Source organism: Rhizobium leguminosarum bv. trifolii WSM2297 (assembly GCF_000271845.1).
This window is the reverse complement of sequence record NZ_JH719393.1, coordinates 934,770-949,356: the sequence shown is the minus strand read 5'-3', so window position 1 is coordinate 949,356 and position 14,587 is coordinate 934,770. Positions and strand designations below refer to the sequence as shown.

Here is a 14,587-nt window from a genome sequence, read left to right as displayed (position 1 = left end):
CGAGGCGTTGAAGGCGAGCCAGCTCGGAAGCGCCGTGCCGTCGGCAGCCGTTGCCGAATAGGTCAGCGTCTCGCCGCTATCGACATCGGTGAAGGTGGTCGTCGGCAGCACGAAGGAGAAGGCCGAGCCGAGGGTGGCGTTCTGCGTCGCCGTCTGGACGGCGAGCACCGGTGCGTCATTGGCGCCATGGATGGTGACGGTCAGGTTTGTCGTGGAGGTGGCCCCGGCGGCATCACGCATCGTATAGCTGAAGACATCGTTCAGCGTGTTGGTCGACAGGCGCAGCGCCTGGACGGCGGAATTGTTCTCGTTGATCGTATAGGTATAAGCACCAGCTGCATTGAGAACGAGACTGCCATAGGTGCCGTTCAGCGCCGAGCCGAGGGTGCCCGATGTGGCACCGAAGCTGATTGCCGTCACCGTCTTGGTGTCGCCGGCATCCGGATCGGTGTCGTTGGTCAGTACGTTGCCGCTGGCAACCACACCGCCCGAACCATTGGCAACACCGCCCTTCTCGGTCGCATTCCCCGTATCGGCAACTGCCGTCGGCGCCGTGTTGTTTGCATTCGAGGGGTTGAACATCACATCGACCCAATAGTTCGTCTGGTCGAAGCTGCTCGTCGGGAATGCGCTGGAGGCGCCATAATTATAGACGCCGTTGCCGCTTGCCGGTGCCGTCAGCGGGCCACTGGTCACATTGGACAGGAAGTAGTTGGCGGTCGTCGAATAGTTGCCGACATTCGTATGGTAAGATGCCGTATAGGTCTGCCCGGGGGTCAACGACACCGGGCTGGTGAAATAGGCGGTCTGCCAGCCGCTGGCAGTTTCGTTGGTAAAGGTGAGGGTCGCAAGTCGCGTCCCCGTGCTTGACCAGAGCGATCCGGTATGTGTGCCGGTATCCAGGCTGCCCTTGTAAAACCGGATACCGCTCACCGTGCCCGCCGCGGAGGATTGGAATTTGACCCCGAGTTCGACTGCTGCAGTATCGTTGGTGTTGACGACCGCGGGCGTCGCGCCACCGAAGAGTGATGTAAAAGTCGGCCCGGTGACGGTGACAGTGCGTCCCGCTGAGGGTGTCTCGAGATTGATGTTGTCGTCCACCGCCCGCGACCGGATTGTATAAGTGCCTGCAATCGACGGCTGCCATGTATAGGTCCAGTTCTCGTCGCCCGTCGCCGGATGCCAGCTCGCACCGTTGTCGGTCGAGACCTCGACGCTGGCAATGACCCCGCCGCCCGTGTCGGCAGCGGTGCCTGAAATCGTCACGGTGGACCCAGCGGTCACCGTGGCGGGTACCGTGATGACGGAGGTCGGTGCAGCATGGTCCGACGAAGCGGTCGCCGCGGTAAGCCCGGATTGCAGCGTTCCCGGCTGAATGCCCATATCGGCAAGCAAATTGACCATTGCCTGCTGTACGCGAGGATCGGTCGGGGTCGCCTCGTTATCGTGATTATCGCTCAGGCCCCATGTCCAATAGACCGTGCCGGCGCCGAACACCAGCGCACCGCTGGGGGCGCGATAGAGTGTCAGATTGTGGGTCGCGGTGGCATCCCCAGTCGTGTTTCCGTAGTCGAGCAAGTAGGTGGTGACGGGCAGCGTCGTCGACGACAGCTTGACGAGGCCGGCCGGATCGAAGCCATTGTCAGGCGCTTCATCCCACTCGTAGCCAAGATAATTCTTGGTAAGCGTTGCCGTCTGGCCAGGCTGAAGGTTTGCGACGCTCGTATTGCGCCAGAAGCGCAGATTGGCGTCATCATAAGCGACCTTGATCGCACCAAGATTGCCGCCGACGTCGTCGACCTTGAATAATTGGCCGGTTAGCGAGTTCTCAGGATTGCCGCCGCCGATAGCGGGTGGACTGAAACGCGGATCACGGAATGTGCCGGTCCATTCGTTGGAAGGATCGATGCCGCTGTTGGCCCACGTCTCCTTGTAGGAGATGAGAGTGCGATAGGGCGTTCCGTCGGCGCTGTAGGCATTGCCCCAACGGGTACGCCAATAGACCTCGTTACCGCTCCAAAACATCAGGTTGACGCCCGCATCGCGTGCGGCTTCGACATTGGTCCGCTGCTGTCCCGACCAGTACTCGTCGTGCCCGGCATCGACATAGGTCTTGTGATTGAGCAACAGACTGCCATAGCGGTCGGCGTCGACGCCCGACAGATAGGAGACGTCATAACCGTTCTGTTCCAGCCAGTAGATGCCTGCATATTCGGCGCCGAACAGATAGTCCTGCGGGCCGGCATAGGTGCCGACCCCGTCGCGGGTCGCAATCGGCCTGTTGTAGCTGACCGCATAGGCACGGCCTGCCCCCTGCCCCGTCGCTGGGCCGTTGCCGCCATAGAAGTTTGCGCCACCCCAGCCGTTGTAAGCTTGCCAGGTCTCGTCTGCGGTCTGGAAGACGATGTCGCTGTGACTAGCGTCGTCGCGCACGATGAACGGAATTTGATTTTCGCCGAAGGTGCCGTCCTGACGCACGAGCTTGGCGATATACACGCCGGAGACGGCATCATCCGGTACGGCCCACGACGCCGAGACGGCCCAGTTGCCGGCGTCCACCGTGCCGGTCGTAGCATTGCGCAGCGGATTGGGCTGCGTCTGCAATCCGGTATGCTGTATGGTCGTGACCTTGCGGGCGCCCATGCCGCCATAATAGCCGAGCCGATAGATATCGATCCGGTAGTTGGTGGAATTGGTATTGATCTTGAAGCTGACGGTCGCGCCGTTGTCAACGCTGATGTCGGTCGCAAACCCCTCGATGTTGGTGCTGCCGGAGCCGCTGAGGCCCCACTCACTCTCCGGATTGCCCTGCTTCTGGTTTTCCAGCACGATCGCGTTGCTCGCCACCGCCGCGGCGGCTGCCAGATCTTGCGTTGCCAACGACCGCTGCGCAGAAGGTTGGGGTGGCTTCGTCACCGAGCCGGAAAGGACAGCGATACCCTTGGTGCCGGTTCCCGTTCCCAACTCTCCGCCGCCGGGCAATGATCCGTCTGTCATCGCCGAGTTCATCAGGTCTGCGGTTGCGCGCCAGCCCGCGAACGACGATACGTCACGATCGAGAAGCGGATCGCTGACCGAGGCGCCGATGGCCTTCTTGATCGTCGACACATAGTCCGGCCCGTCGGTAAATTTGGTTCCCGGCAACTGACCGTCCTGCTGAAGCAGGCCGCTGCCATGGGCCCAATCGAGAATCCGCGTCGGGGAGGTATAGTAGCCGCATCCGCACACGCCAAAGGGCATGCCAACCGCCAGTGCATTCGGCCCAGCATGATGCGCAGTCGACTGCGCTGACGGCGTCGACTCGAGAATGACGACCTTGCCCGAGTGAGAACGCTCGCCCCCCACGGTAGCGGAATCTGGCCCCGAAGCGGTTGGTGCAGGGCTTTGCGGCAAATACGGAGCCAGAGGATCGTCGCCTATGACGCTCATTCCAGCGTAGGTGTGCGGAAGGGTCGATGCGGCCCTGAATGCAACTCCGTCCGCATCCGGCACGAAATTCACAAAACTTGGCGTATAAGCGGAGGGTACAATTGCGGCCAGATCACCACTTCGCGATCCCATTTCGAGATTGGTTGTGAAAGCGTCAGGCAAGGGCGGCGCTGCGAGCCTATCGTCGACCCGACCGTCCGCGTCGCCGTTCAAGGCCTCTTTCTGTCCCACATCATGCTCGCTGAGCACCGCGTCCTTATGGGGATCGTCGACAAGGGCGCTTTGATTGTTTCCTGCCGCAGTTTGCACCGATGCCGCAAGTTGGGCGCTATCCCAGTGTCCTTCGGCAGGCTTGCGCGGCCTTCCCTTTCCGCCCGCGCCGACAGTGAACCATCGGGGGATCAACGTATCCACCAGGAGTGAGCGCGCAGTCCAGCGGCGAGCGTTGCGATACATGGCAGGTACCTCTCGCGAGATTGTCAGGATCGTCTATGAGGATCGCTTAAACACGAAGTTCTCAAGTATAATCGAAAATGAGCAGAGTATATCCTACGCCTTTCGCCCTACTGGCGGCATCCTTTGGGCAAGCGGCCGTGTTGCCTGGGCGGAAGCCGCGCACTGGACTATTCGAGGCATGGCAAAGGCCGTTGGAATTGCGACATCTTCGATCGGACACGAGCTGGTTTCACGCCGGAGCCGGTCGCCGTCCTTCTCGCCCAGCGCGCCTATTCCTCCGTGCAAACCTTTGATCTTCCGGTATGTTACTTCTGGGCCGCGGGGATATGCGCTCCTGCCCGATTGGGCTGAGGCCCCCGCCCCCACCTCATCAATAATGATGAGGCAAAGCAAGCGAGCTCCACCTTCCTCAAGGCTTCGCCAGACTGCACACTAGCGATGCGGCTTCGGACCTGTCGTCCGGCCGTCGAACAGAATCAAGGCATTGGACTGGCATCCGTTTAAGGATGTTTTGCAGGCGAGATATGTATATGAATTCATCGCACCGGGCCGCTTACCTGTTCTTCCGCGCGACGGCTGTCATCGGCGCCCTCGTCTTTCTCGCCGGAGCCGTGCCGCCGGCTCTCGCCAACAGCGTCCCCCCGGCTTCACAAACCTTAGCTCCACAAACGAAAATCCGCCTGACGATCGTCCAATGGATGCAGTCCAGGGGCCAATATGAACGATGGGATGCGCTCGGCGGCGAATACACCGTCTCGGATGACGGCACGGTCTTTCTGCCGTTTCTTGGATCCCTTTCCGTCGGCAATCGGACAAACGCCGACCTCACAAACGAGATTGGCAAGCGTCTGCAGGAAAAGATCGGTTTGGTTCAGGCACCGGCGGTCAACATCGAAATTCTAGAATACCCGCCAATCTACGTCGTGGGAGACGTCACCACGCCTGGGCAGTACAGTTTCCGCCCCGGATTGACCGTCCTGAAATCCCTGGCAATGAGCGGCGGGCCGCGTCGCGCCAAAGATGAGCAGCAAACGCACTCGATCCAGATCGTCGGAGAATTGCGCGAAATCGATCACTCGATCCTGCGCAGCACTGCGAGGCTGGCGCGGCTGCAGGCGGAGATGGACGGAGCCGACGCGATTACCTTCGATCAGATGACCGGCGCCGATCAGCAATTTGCCGCCGGCATATACAATGAGGAGAGGATAATCTTTCGGGCTCGCGCCAATGCGTTGGAGAGGCAATCGAGGGCGTTCACGGAATTACGCGATCTTTTGACCACTGAGATATCGACGTTGGAAGAGAAACTGACGGGCGCCGACGACAATATCAAATCCGTCGAGGACCAACTGGTCAGCGTCAAGTCCCTGGTCCAGAAAGGCCTGACGATCTCGTCGAGGCAGATGGATCTGGAACGGTTGCTGACGACTTACCGCTCCGACAAGCTCGACCTTCTCACCGCCGTCATGCGCGGCCGGCAGGCGGTCAGTGAGACGACGCGGAACCTTGAGGGACTTTACGACGCACGCCGGAGCGAAGTGGCAACCGAAGCACAGTCCGAACGGGCAAGTCTCGATCAATTCAAGCTGAAGCGCGAAACACTTCAGAAGCTACTCATCGCAGACCTGGGGAGCAATGACGGCGTCAAGACCCTCGTCGAGGACCTCCCGCTTACCTTTAGCGTGACCCGTCGCAACGATGGACAAATCAATCAGTTCCAAGCCTCGGAAACGACGATGCTGGCACCAGGCGATGTGGTGAGAGTCGTTCAGCCGCACATTTTGGATAATACGCCTCAGGCCAACACAAGCCCGTCTTTCGAGACCCAAGCGCTCGCAGATCGAGCCGGCCAGTGACCCGCGAGGTGCGCGTGTTCTCAACAAAATTGAAGCGGAGGTTCGAGCGCCATCGAGGCGCTCAGGCCGCCTGCCCCAAAGAAATCGCCCTTGATATGGACCAGCCTGTATCTCACCTGGCAGCTAGGGTTGAGTGATGACCTTGCGCATGATCCCCCCCAGCGATCAGACTTATACCCAAATCCTGAAATCGACGATGCTGATGGGCGGTTCCTCGCTGATCAATGTCGCCCTGAGCATCATTCGCAACAAGGCGCTCGCCGTTCTGCTCGGTCCGGAAGGCGTGGGGCTTCTCGGCCTTTACGGGGCAATCCTCGACATCGCGCAAGCGATTGCCGGTCTCGGCGTGAGCAGCAGCGGTGTGCGCCGGGTCGCTGAGGCGGCGGGCGCCGGCGACGACGAAAAGATCGCCCGGTCGGCGACAGCGCTCAGACGCATCTCATTGGTGCTCGGGTTGCTTGGCGGGCTTTTGCTTGCGGCGCTGGCGTTTCCGGTCTCGAAATTCACCTTCGGCGACTACCAGCACTCCGGCGGCATTGTGCTGCTCTCCCTGGCCGTATTCTTTCGGCTTGTCGCTGCCGGACAGGCTGCGTTGATCCAGGGCTTGCGGGGCATTGCAAATCTTGCCCGCATCAACGTGCTTTCAGGACTGTTCGGCACGATCGTCAGCATCCCGCTGATCTATCTGTTCGGCGAAAAGGCGATTGCACCCTCTCTCGTGGCGATCGCAGCCGTCTCGCTCCTTCCCACCTGGTGGTACAGCAAACAAATATCCACGCAGCCGCCGGCGATGTCGGCGCGCCAGTTCGGCCGGGAAGCGACAGCTCTGTTCAGGCTGGGTGTTGCTTTCATGGCAAGCGGACTTCTGACTTTCGGCGCGGCCTATGCCATCCGCATTATCGTGCTGAATGAAGGGGGCGTCGTAGCGGCGGGATTGTATCAGGCAGCCTGGGCGCTTGGCGGTCTTTACGCCGGCTTCATCCTGCAGGCGATGGGAACGGACTTCTATCCGCGCTTGACCGCAATCGCCAACAACAATGCCGAGTGCAACCGGCTGGTCAATGAGCAGGCGGAAATTAGCATATTGCTGGCCGGCCCTGGTCTGATTGCCACGTTGACCCTGGCGCCACTCGTGATGAGTTTGTTCTATTCCGCGCAATTCCATGGCGCCGTGGATCTTCTGCGCTGGATCTGCCTTGGGATGATGCTCAGGATCGTCGCCTGGCCGATGGGTTTCATCGTCCTGGCGAAGGGTGCGCAGACGATCTTCTTTTGGACGGAGGTCGCAGCAACGCTGGTGCATGTGGGGCTGGCGTGGCTCTTCGTATCGAAGCTCGGCACGCCAGGGGCCGGCATGGCGTTCTTCGGCCTTTACGTCTGGCATAGTATTCTGATTTACGTGATCGTGCGTCGGCTCACCGGATTTCGCTGGTCGCCCGCCAATCGCAGGCACGCGCTTCTTTTTCTGCCTGCTTCAGGATTGGTAGTCTCGGCCTTTTTCCTCTTACCGGAATGGTCGGCGATGGTGATTGGCTGCCTCGCCGTGGTCGTGACCGGGCTTTACTCGCTGCGCATGCTGGTCGACCTGCTTCCGCCGGAGTCGGTGCCCGCAATCGTCAGAGGATGGATCGTGAAATCCGCATAAGAAAAAGCGCGCAAGATGAGGCGGGCTGAAACCGCAGACAAACCACTGCAAAACTCGCAACGTCACCCCCGGCCTTTTGCGCCTTTTGCCGACGATCTACGAGCACAGACTAAACCACTGAAACGATTTTTTACCTGATGCAGTGATTAGAGGCTCGGCACTACCCAGGAGAGCGGAGACTTTGTCAACGAATTGAGCGCGCATCAGATGATGCGCGCTCAATGATGTTGGGTCCACATGCCGCACGGTGTCTCTTCAGGCAGGGACGACGTCCTGCTCGGGCTGATGGACGACACGCCCGGTGGTGGCCTCAGCAATGGCCTGGCGCAATGTCTCGACCACCCGGACGATATCAACCTCCGTCATCTGGGCATAAAGCGGCAGGATGATCGTTTGTTGCTGCGCAGATACGCTCCGCATCAGGCTCGTGGCAGCGCGGTGGGAGCTCTCACCCGAATAGGCGCCCTCCAGATGGATGTTCATCACACCACGCCGGGTCGAGATGCCCTGATCGAGCAGGGTCTGCATGACGGCCCGCTGGTCGACCGTAGCAGGCAATCTCACACAGAAGCTCTGCCAGTTGCTGCGAGCCCAGCGGGGCTCGGCCGGCAGAGAAAGCCCGGCAATGGTCGACAGACGTTCGCAATATTGCTCGGCAAGCATCCTGCGCTGGGCAACCAGTTCCGGCAGCCGACGCAACTGCTCGCGTCCGACGGCGGCCTGGAGATCGGTCATGCGGTAATTGTAACCCAACTCGTCATAGTCTTCGAAGATGACCTGTTTCGAGCCGTGACGAACGGCATCGGTGACGCTCATGCCATGCTGGCGCCAGAGCCGGAACTTTCGGTCATATTCGGGATTGGCCGTGGTCAACATCCCGCCATCGCCTGTCGTGACCACCTTTCTCGGGTGGAAGGAGAAGCAGGCGATGTCGCCATGCGCTTTGCCGATCTTTTCCCAACGCCCGTCCCACAGGATTTCGCTTCCCGTCGCACAGGCCGCATCCTCGATAACCGGTATCTGATGGCGCTTGCCGATTCCGACGATGGCGCGGAGATCGCAAGGCATGCCGAGTTGGTGCACGCAGAGAATTGCCTTGGTGCGGGGCGTGATTGCCCGTTCGATCAGATTGGCGTCGATGTTGTAACCATCGTCTTCTATATCGACGAAAACGGGCACCGCATCGCAGTATCGAACCGCGTTTGCGGTCGCGATGAAAGAATGGCTGACAGTGACGACTTCATCACCAGCGGTTACGCCGACCGCCTTCAGCGCCAGATGCAACGCGGTCGTGCAGTTGGACATGGCGCAGGCATGTGCGGCGCCGACAAAGGCCGCGAATTCACGCTCGAAAGCGGCGACTTCCGGCCCCTGCGTCACCCATCCCGACAGAATGACGCGGCGTGCAGCCTCAGCCTCTTCTTCACCAAGAACGGGTTTGGCGACCGGAATTGTAGCCAGAATTGTGGATTGAGACGAGCTCATGCTGCCCGCCCTCCGGCGTCGGTCTGCTTTTGCCACCAGGCAACGAGATCACGAAGCCCTTGCTCCATGGAGATCTCCGCCTTGAAGCCGAGCAGCCGTTCGGCCTTGCTGATGTCGGCAAGACGACGAGTCACGCCGTTGACCGTGCGGGCTTCCTTGTGCTCCGGCTCGAGTGAAGAACCCATAATGTCGCTCAGCAACTTGGCGAGTTCCAGCAGGCTTATTTCCTTGCCGCTGGCAACGTTGAACACCTCGTCCGTGACATCGCTTTTGGCGGCCAGAATGTTTGCGCGGGCGATGTCGCGTGCATCGACGAAGTCCATCGTCTGGCTGCCGTCCCCATAGATCAGCGGCGGCATTCCGGCCATAAGACGCTCCATCCAACGGATCAAAACTTCCGTATAGGCGCCGTAAACATCCATGCGCGGCCCATAGACGTTGAAATAACGCAGCGCGACGTAACGCAAGCCATACATTTCCGCAAAGCTGCGCAGCAGCCCCTCGTTGAAGGTCTTTGCCGCACCGTAAATCGTCCGGTTATTGTAGGGATGATGCTCTTCGGTCGTCGGGAAGCTCTCGGCCAGCCCCAGAACGGAAGCCGAGGACGCAGCAACCACCTTCGAGACACCTGCCTTGACGGCAGATTCGAGAACGTTGAACGTCCCCTCTGCCAGAACCTCAAAAGCCAATCGTGGCTCTTCCGCGCATTGCGTGATGCGGATGGCGGCCTGATGAAACACGATATCGACGCCTTCAAAGACTTTTGCCAGAAGCGCCCTGTCGCGGATATCTCCCTCGATGATATTAACGGACCCGCTGGCTATTGCCGTGCTGAGATTATCCCGGCCTCCGCGCACGAAATTGTCGAGGATGATGATCTCGCGCGGTTTTTCCAATGCGACAAGATCGGCAATATGCGACCCGATCAGACCGGCGCCGCCGGTAATGAGCACCCGTTGATTTCTCACGCTCTTCCTCCATGCGATATATCCAGCACAGGATCGGCTTCCGTGCGCCAGCGTATGAACTTCGCCGGCACGCCGGCGACAACTGAAAACGGCTCGACATCTGAGACGACAACGGCGCCCGCACCGACGATCGCGCCTTTGCCTATGCTCACGCCGGGAAGGATTGTGGCGTTCGTGCCAATGTCGGCCCATGCGCCGATACGGACCGGCTTGATTTCGAGATCGGTGCGGATGATCGGCACATCCACCGGCAGTGCCGTGTGGGTCGAGCCAAGCACCTTAGCGCCTGGCCCCCAGCCGACAGAATCCTCGATCACCAAGTCGCGCGCGTCGAAATAGGCCATCGGCCCGATCCAAACATTGTCGCCGATCCTGCATCGCCCGTCGAAGCGTCCCTGGATATAAGCCTGAGACCCGATGAACACGCCATTGCCGATCTCGAACGTCTCCGGATGTTTGAAGCCGGCGCCGCCTGCGACCTGCAGTCCTGTGCCGCAACTCCGCGTGATCGCTTGCCAAATGGCTTTGCGCATCATCGTGTCGACAACCCCGTCGCCCGTCGCGAAACGACCGTAGAGTTCGATCAGGCCGGCGCGCCCGTATGATTGCCTGAGCTCTTCGGCCAGACCGGCCTGGTATGCTGGATCTGCCGGCCTTTCATGACGGCCGTGGACCGCTTGCACGATCCGGACCTCGCCCACACGATCAACTGACATAGGCGTATTCCAGCGCTGCGGCCACCTGATCGACATGCCAAGCCGGCATCTCGGGATAGATCGGCAGTGAGAGGACCTCCCGTGCTGCAACTTCAGAGACCGGAAAGTCGCCGGCCCGGTGGCCGAGATCGGCATGCGCCTTCTGCAGGTGAACAGGGATCGGATAGTGCAGCCCGGACTGAATGCCCTCTGCGGTCAGCAGGCGCTGAAGCTCGTCGCGATCGCGGCTTCTGATGGCATAAACATGGTAGACGTGGCGCCGGTCGGCGATTTCGACAGGCATCGTCAAATTCGGCGAACCGCCCAGCAGCAATGAGTAGCGGCGGCCATGGGCGCGCCGCGCTTCGGTCCAGGCTTCGAGATGGCGGAGCTTGATGCGCAGGATCGCACCCTGAATGGCATCCATCCGGTAGTTGAAGCCCTTCAGCAGATGGTGATAACGCTGTTCCTGGCCCCAGTCGCGCAGCATGCGCATCGTCTTGGCCTGATCGTCGCTGTTTGTGACGACGATACCGCCCTCGCCGCAGGCGCCGAGATTTTTGCCGGGATAGAAGCTGAAGCAGCCGGATGCGCCGATGCTGCCGGCGCGCGCGCCTCTGTACTGCGCTCCGTGCGCCTGGCAGGCGTCCTCGATGACCGGTATCCGGTAGTGGTCGGCAATCGTCTTGATCGCGTCCATATCGGCCATCTGACCATAGAGATGGACGGGAATAATGGCCTTGGTTCGCGGCGTAATCTTTGCCTCGAGTTGAGCCGGATCCATTGTCAGCGTCACGGGCTCGACATCGACGAAGACCGGTCGTGCACCTGCGTAGCAGATTGCCGATACGGTCGCGACAAAGGTAAACGGCACGGTGATGACTTCATCGCCGGGGCCGACGCCTGCCGCAAGCAGCGACAGGTGCAGAGCACTCGTCCCGGTGTTGACCGCTATCGCATGTTTGACGTTGCAATATTCCGCGAATTCCTGCTCGAGGCGGGCGACTTCCTCGCCCAGTATGTATTGCCCCGAGGCGAGCACGCCGAGAACTGCGGCGTCGATTTCGCTCTTGATGGATTGATATTGTGCTTTGAGGTCCAGGAACGGGATCATGCGATGCGCCTCGCCTCTTCCAGCTCGATGATGCGACCGCGCTGGGCGAGCGACCGGCTTGCTGCTTCAAGGATACGAACGACACGCAGCCCGGCTTGGCCATCGGTAATGGGACGCGTACCCTGGTCGATGCAATCGACGAACTGATCCAGTTCGCGTTTCAATGCTTCGGTCATATCGAGCTTGGGTGCCCACATATCGCCGCTGCGATAGCCGACCATCATCTGGTGCACCTTCTCGCCGTAGGCGTGGGAATTCGGGTTCAGTGTGATGCCTTTGTCGTAAACCTTGATTTTTTCGCTGGGTTCGAGATCGTCGTAGACGACCATCTTGTTGCTGCCACCGATCAATGTGCGGCGCACCTTGACCGGCGCCAGCCAGTTGACGTGGATGTGGGCGATAAGCTTGCTTTCGAAGAAGAGCGTCAGATAGGCGATGTTCTCCGGCTCGCCGAGCACGTGGCTCATGCCCGTCGCAGAAACAGCCACCGGCCTTTCCTGCACAACATGGTCCAGGATGGAGAGATCATGCACCGCGAGGTCCCAGATGACGCTGACATCGTGCTGGAAGAGCCCGAGATTGACCCGAACCGAGTCGTAATAATACATGTCGCCCAGGCCGCTTTCGACCAGTTCGCACATCTTGCGCACGGCCCCGGTGTGAACGAAGGTGTGGTCCACGGCCAACACCAGGCGGCGGCGGGCGGCTTCCTCGACCATCCGCGAAGCTTCCTCCGTCGTCGATGCCATGGGCTTTTCGACAAAGACATGCTTTCCGGCCATCATAGCCTGCATTGCGAGTTTGAAATGGGTCGAGACCGGCGTTGCAATGGCGATTGCATCCACTCTCGGATCGCGCAGAACTTCCTCGAAATTGTCGGTGATGGTTACCGCGGGGTACCGGCTTTTAACCGCCGCCAACCGTTCGACATTCAGATCACAGACTGAAAGGAGCTGCGCGCCGGCCGCTTCCGAGATGTTACGAACCAGGTTTGGACCCCAATACCCATACCCAACAACAGCAATGCCGATCATCGCATTCCTCCCAACGCTTGTATGTCAACTGTCCGGTCATGAACGCGACCGGTGATTCTCGCCGGAACGCCGGCAACAATGGCGCCGTCAGGCACATCTTTGGTTACAACCGCGCCGGCGCCGACTTGTGCAGCCACTCCGACGGTCACGCCCGGCAGAATGGTGGCGTTGCTGCCGATCGACGCATGGCGCTTGACCAGAGTGGGGATGACGACCCAGTCGGCCTCCGTCTGCAGGCTGCCATCCGAATTGACGGCGCGCGGGTAGGTATCATTGGTGAACATCACCCCGTGGCCGATAAAAACGCCGTCTTCCAGCGTCACGCCTTCACAGAGGAAGGAATGGCTGGAGATCTTGCAGTCTTTTCCGACAAGGACGTTTTTCTGGATTTCAACAAAGGTGCCGATGCGCGTTCCCGCACCGATCGTGCAGCCGTAGAGATTCACAAGATCCCGATGGTGGATAACGCAACCGTCACCCAGGTTGACGTTCGATGCAATCATCCCAACTCGCCCCCTACTCTTGAACAGACCCTGATGTGGGTGAAACCGGCAATCGCAAGATTGGATCCAAGGTTTCGTTTCACCAGAGCAAATATTTCTTCCCCTTCAAAAAGAATTGTTTTCTTCATCTGAGTAAAGGGACAAAACGTTGAAGCTCATCCACCTAAAGGAGTATCTGCTTACGAAAATAGGATGACGATCGCATGCGAACGTCTAAGGTCATCGCTCGTCAGCAGCGGCAGACCATGCGCCGACTCATCCTGACTCTCCACGTTGAAGACGGCATAGTTTACATGGGTTTAGCGAGTTCGGCCGAATATATGCAGCAACCTGGTGGTCCGATATACAAATGAATTAGCTGCAGATTGATCAGTTTCGGCGATGTAACCATTTGTATCTGCCGATGGAACTTATGTACTGGGGTAACCACTATTAATTAGTTTAACATCCTCGGAACTGTGGTATTAAATTAGCACTTCTGGTAATTAAACTCCCTTATTTACAGAGGAGTTTAATATTCGACTTTGAAGTACCGCGTAAAAAAAGGCTGGGAGGACAAGGCTTTGGATACAATAAATATAAGCCACAGGCAGGAAAACGTATCTCTTCCGTTGGAGATAGAAGACGGTTCGCCGGCATTTGCCGGACCATCAAAATCAAAGCATTCGCTGGTCATTCTTGACAAGAGGGAACTTGATCGGCACTGCCTTGCGCAATGCATGGCCGCCCATACGGCGGATTTTGTTATTCTGGCGTTCGGATCGATTGAAGAGTGGAAGCAAAAGCGTGAAGAATATCCTCCGCTTTCGGCAATCCTCTTGAACGTCGGTGGCAAGACGGTCGACGACCCTGTCGTTTCGGAACAGATCAAGAGTCTTTCGTCGGAATTCGTGTCGACACCGGTCGTCATATTGTCCGATAGTGACGACTTTACCCAGATCGTCAGGGCTATCGATTACGGAGCAAAGGGTTACATACCGGCCTCCGTCAGCATTAGCGTCTGCATGGAACTGATTGCGCTATCGGTAGCAGGAGGACTTTTCGTGCCCGCAAGCGCTCTGTTCGCCATGCGTCACTTGCTGCAGTCGAACAACCCGACAACGCACCCGCTCGCCGGGATATTCACGGATCGCCAGGCCGAAGTCGTAGCAGCACTGCGGCGCGGAAAGGCAAACAAGATCATTGCCTATGAGCTCAATCTGCGGGAGAGTACCGTCAAGGTGCATGTTCGCAACATCATGAAAAAGGTCAAGGCAACCAACAGGACGGAAGTTGTGTTCAAGCTCAACGACTTGTTCCAAACAGGTATTCCGGCATGAGCGTGAGTAAGGTGTTGTTCTGACATCATTGTTGGGGCAAATCTTTCTCTTCATTGCACAAGCGAAACTGCCTTAAATTCTCG

Annotated in this window: 10 protein-coding genes; 3 read left to right on the top strand and 7 right to left on the bottom strand. The window is 59.0% G+C overall.

Features of this window, described 5'->3' with window-relative positions; all coding sequences use genetic code 11:
• Nucleotides 1-3,885 (bottom strand): N,N-dimethylformamidase beta subunit family domain-containing protein (locus RLEG4DRAFT_RS42425; RefSeq protein WP_003576842.1); only part of this gene is annotated, 3,885 nt, incomplete at its 3' end.
• A 530-nt stretch (nt 3,886-4,415) separates the two neighbouring features.
• Here RLEG4DRAFT_RS42425 and RLEG4DRAFT_RS08210 point away from each other — a divergent pair.
• Nucleotides 4,416-5,741, top strand: coding sequence for a polysaccharide biosynthesis/export family protein (locus RLEG4DRAFT_RS08210; RefSeq protein WP_245277935.1), 1,326 nt, complete (start codon nt 4,416-4,418; stop codon nt 5,739-5,741).
• Nucleotides 5,742-5,877: 136 nt separating this feature from the next.
• Nucleotides 5,878-7,386 (top strand): O-antigen translocase, encoded by a 1,509-nt coding sequence (locus tag RLEG4DRAFT_RS08205; RefSeq protein ID WP_003576838.1) that lies wholly within the window; start codon nt 5,878-5,880, stop codon nt 7,384-7,386.
• Between the two features lie 255 nt (nt 7,387-7,641).
• Here RLEG4DRAFT_RS08205 and RLEG4DRAFT_RS08200 read toward each other — a convergent pair whose 3' ends face one another.
• From RLEG4DRAFT_RS08200 to RLEG4DRAFT_RS08175, 6 genes are read right to left on the bottom strand one after another with little or no spacing between them, the layout of a single operon-like run.
• Entirely contained in the window at nt 7,642-8,871 is a 1,230-nt protein-coding gene (locus RLEG4DRAFT_RS08200) for a DegT/DnrJ/EryC1/StrS family aminotransferase (RefSeq protein WP_003576836.1), read from the bottom strand.
• Nucleotides 8,868-9,839: an NAD-dependent epimerase/dehydratase family protein gene (locus tag RLEG4DRAFT_RS08195; RefSeq protein ID WP_003576834.1), complete on the bottom strand. Its 972-nt coding sequence runs from the start codon at nt 9,837-9,839 to the stop codon at nt 8,868-8,870. Before RLEG4DRAFT_RS08195 ends, RLEG4DRAFT_RS08200 begins: the two co-directional genes overlap by 4 nt.
• Nucleotides 9,836-10,555 carry an acyltransferase gene (locus RLEG4DRAFT_RS08190; protein WP_003576832.1) on the bottom strand — a complete coding sequence of 240 codons (720 nt, stop codon included), beginning with the start codon at nt 10,553-10,555 and terminating at the stop codon, nt 9,836-9,838. The genes RLEG4DRAFT_RS08195 and RLEG4DRAFT_RS08190 overlap by 4 nt, the downstream gene beginning before the upstream one ends.
• Entirely contained in the window at nt 10,545-11,648 is a 1,104-nt protein-coding gene (locus tag RLEG4DRAFT_RS08185; protein ID WP_003576830.1) for a DegT/DnrJ/EryC1/StrS family aminotransferase, read from the bottom strand. The genes RLEG4DRAFT_RS08190 and RLEG4DRAFT_RS08185 overlap by 11 nt, the downstream gene beginning before the upstream one ends.
• Complete coding sequence (locus RLEG4DRAFT_RS08180; RefSeq protein WP_003576829.1) at nt 11,645-12,682, bottom strand: Gfo/Idh/MocA family protein; 1,038 nt, start codon at nt 12,680-12,682, stop codon at nt 11,645-11,647. Before RLEG4DRAFT_RS08180 ends, RLEG4DRAFT_RS08185 begins: the two co-directional genes overlap by 4 nt.
• Nucleotides 12,679-13,185 (bottom strand): acyltransferase, encoded by a 507-nt coding sequence (locus RLEG4DRAFT_RS08175; RefSeq protein WP_003576826.1) that lies wholly within the window; start codon nt 13,183-13,185, stop codon nt 12,679-12,681. The genes RLEG4DRAFT_RS08180 and RLEG4DRAFT_RS08175 overlap by 4 nt, the downstream gene beginning before the upstream one ends.
• 563 nt (nt 13,186-13,748) lie before the next feature.
• On the opposite strand from RLEG4DRAFT_RS08175, the gene RLEG4DRAFT_RS08170 reads away from it, so the two are divergent.
• Complete coding sequence (locus RLEG4DRAFT_RS08170) at nt 13,749-14,504, top strand: response regulator transcription factor (RefSeq protein ID WP_037093347.1); 756 nt, start codon at nt 13,749-13,751, stop codon at nt 14,502-14,504.
• The last annotated feature ends 83 nt before the right edge of the window (nt 14,505-14,587 follow it).

Bases quoted from the DNA above. Each gene is read 5' to 3' on its own strand.
- RLEG4DRAFT_RS08210 (WP_245277935.1), top strand. From the start codon at position 4,416: ATGAATTCATCGCACCGGGCCGCTTACCTGTTCTTCCGCGCGACGGCT.
- RLEG4DRAFT_RS08205 (WP_003576838.1), top strand. From the start codon at position 5,878: ATGACCTTGCGCATGATCCCCCCCAGCGATCAGACTTATACCCAAATC.
- RLEG4DRAFT_RS08200 (WP_003576836.1), bottom strand. From the start codon at position 8,871: ATGAGCTCGTCTCAATCCACAATTCTGGCTACAATTCCGGTCGCCAAA.
- RLEG4DRAFT_RS08190 (WP_003576832.1), bottom strand. From the start codon at position 10,555: ATGTCAGTTGATCGTGTGGGCGAGGTCCGGATCGTGCAAGCGGTCCAC.
- RLEG4DRAFT_RS08185 (WP_003576830.1), bottom strand. From the start codon at position 11,648: ATGATCCCGTTCCTGGACCTCAAAGCACAATATCAATCCATCAAGAGC.
- RLEG4DRAFT_RS08180 (WP_003576829.1), bottom strand. From the start codon at position 12,682: ATGATCGGCATTGCTGTTGTTGGGTATGGGTATTGGGGTCCAAACCTG.
- RLEG4DRAFT_RS08175 (WP_003576826.1), bottom strand. From the start codon at position 13,185: ATGATTGCATCGAACGTCAACCTGGGTGACGGTTGCGTTATCCACCAT.